Here is a 1332-nt window from a genome sequence, read left to right on the forward strand (position 1 = left end):
CGATGCCCTCTCCCAGCAGATGTTCGGTTGCTTTATCTTCAAAAAATTGAGGAAATAAATACAAAAACCCGGAGACAAATCCCAATCCATTCAGGATAATTGCTTTGACGACTTGCCCCGCTGTGACAATTTCTCCTCGCTCAATTGAGACTTGTTCGTTGATAATTTCAACGATTCCTATTTCATCGATAATTCCGGCTACTAATCCCAGATGGTCTAGATTTTTGACTTCAATTTCTGTTGATTGATTCCTGGTCGAACAGTCCACTCGCCTCAGTTTTCCAACAATTCCTATTTTTTCATAATTAGGGTCTCAAGCTCCCCCTAACGGCCACCGAGAAAACCTTCACCAGATAAGTATTTTTACTCAAGTCTCTGGAGGGGGACAGCTTATGTGACAGTTGAGGGTGCGGAATGTGGGCTTCAAGCAGTCAGGTACTGGTGCACTTCAAACTTGAATTGGCCTTTGCTAAAATCTACAATAGAAATAAATACTAACTAAACAGCTAAATTATGACAACTCAGCCTAAAGACCCTGAAATAGTTTTACGCGATGGGAAACCAGTGTCGGTTATTCTCGATATTGAGGTTTATCAAGAGATGTTAGAGCAAATTGAAGCGATTGAAGATTTAAAGGCTTTAGCCGAAATGCGCCAGAAACCCCTTGAGTTTCGTTCTCTAGATGACTTTCTCAAAGATTATTCAACGGATGTATGAAGTTCTTCTAGAAAAACAGGCGGAACGGGATTTAAGAAAATTACCTGCTGATTTATTTGAGCGTATTATTCCGGTCATTAGAGCCTTAAACACTAATCCTAGACCATCTGGATGTCTTAAGTTGAAAAACTCCCTACAAGATTACCGTGTTCGAGTTGGAGAGTATCGAATTATTTACGAAATTGATGATAAAAACCAAGTTGTGAAAGTGATGCGAGTTCGACACAGAAGGGAAAGTTATCGTTAGAATTTGTTTAGATGATCTCTGTAAAAAAGCAAGGTGAGGCATTTATAGGAAATGCCTCTAGCACTATCTTCAAGATTTGCGCTTTAAAGCTGCACCTATTCCTAATACTCCTAAACTCAGTATTCCTAGAATTGATGAGGGTTCGGGGATGGATGAGGATTCTCCAATTGCTACTCCAGGGTTATGATAGAGAAACTGAATATCCGAAGCCGATAAAGCTCCACTATATAGGGCTGGCTGAATAAATCTAAAAACTTTGTTGGGTAAGACTTTTAGACCTTTTGTCAATCAAAAAGTACTGGATCTGGGAGTGATCGGGGGGAAATTTAGGCACTTTTTCCCTGAAAATTAGGTAATTGGCCACCTCA

4 protein-coding genes are annotated in these 1332 nt (G+C 39.9%); 2 read left to right on the forward strand and 2 right to left on the reverse strand.

Features of this window, described 5'->3' with window-relative positions:
- The coding region (locus PX482_RS26870; RefSeq protein WP_288123248.1) for a DUF4277 domain-containing protein at nucleotides 1-235 on the reverse strand (235 nt) is incomplete at its 3' end.
- Between the two features lie 278 nt (nucleotides 236-513).
- Between PX482_RS26870 and PX482_RS26875 the strand changes: the two genes are divergently transcribed.
- Nucleotides 514-717 carry a type II toxin-antitoxin system Phd/YefM family antitoxin gene (locus PX482_RS26875; protein ID WP_004159269.1) on the forward strand — a complete coding sequence of 68 codons (204 nt, stop codon included), beginning with the start codon at nucleotides 514-516 and terminating at the stop codon, nucleotides 715-717.
- Nucleotides 683-964, forward strand: coding sequence for a type II toxin-antitoxin system RelE family toxin (locus tag PX482_RS26880; protein WP_004159268.1), 282 nt, complete (start codon nucleotides 683-685; stop codon nucleotides 962-964). The genes PX482_RS26875 and PX482_RS26880 overlap by 35 nt, the downstream gene beginning before the upstream one ends.
- A 69-nt stretch (nucleotides 965-1033) precedes the next feature.
- Here the strand turns inward: PX482_RS26880 and PX482_RS26885 are convergent, their stop codons facing one another.
- Nucleotides 1034-1252 (reverse strand): PEP-CTERM sorting domain-containing protein, encoded by a 219-nt coding sequence (locus PX482_RS26885; protein WP_232023761.1) that lies wholly within the window; start codon nucleotides 1250-1252, stop codon nucleotides 1034-1036.
- Nucleotides 1253-1332: the final 80 nt, after the last annotated feature.

This window comes from Microcystis sp. M53602_WE12 (assembly GCF_030065455.1).
Classification (GTDB): Bacteria; Cyanobacteriota; Cyanobacteriia; order Cyanobacteriales; family Microcystaceae; genus Microcystis; species Microcystis aeruginosa.

What these genes read in the sequence shown, in the direction of transcription:
- PX482_RS26875 (WP_004159269.1), top strand. Translation starts at nt 514, where the DNA reads ATGACAACTCAGCCTAAAGACCCTGAAATAGTTTTACGCGATGGGAAA.
- PX482_RS26880 (WP_004159268.1), top strand. Translation starts at nt 683, where the DNA reads ATGACTTTCTCAAAGATTATTCAACGGATGTATGAAGTTCTTCTAGAA.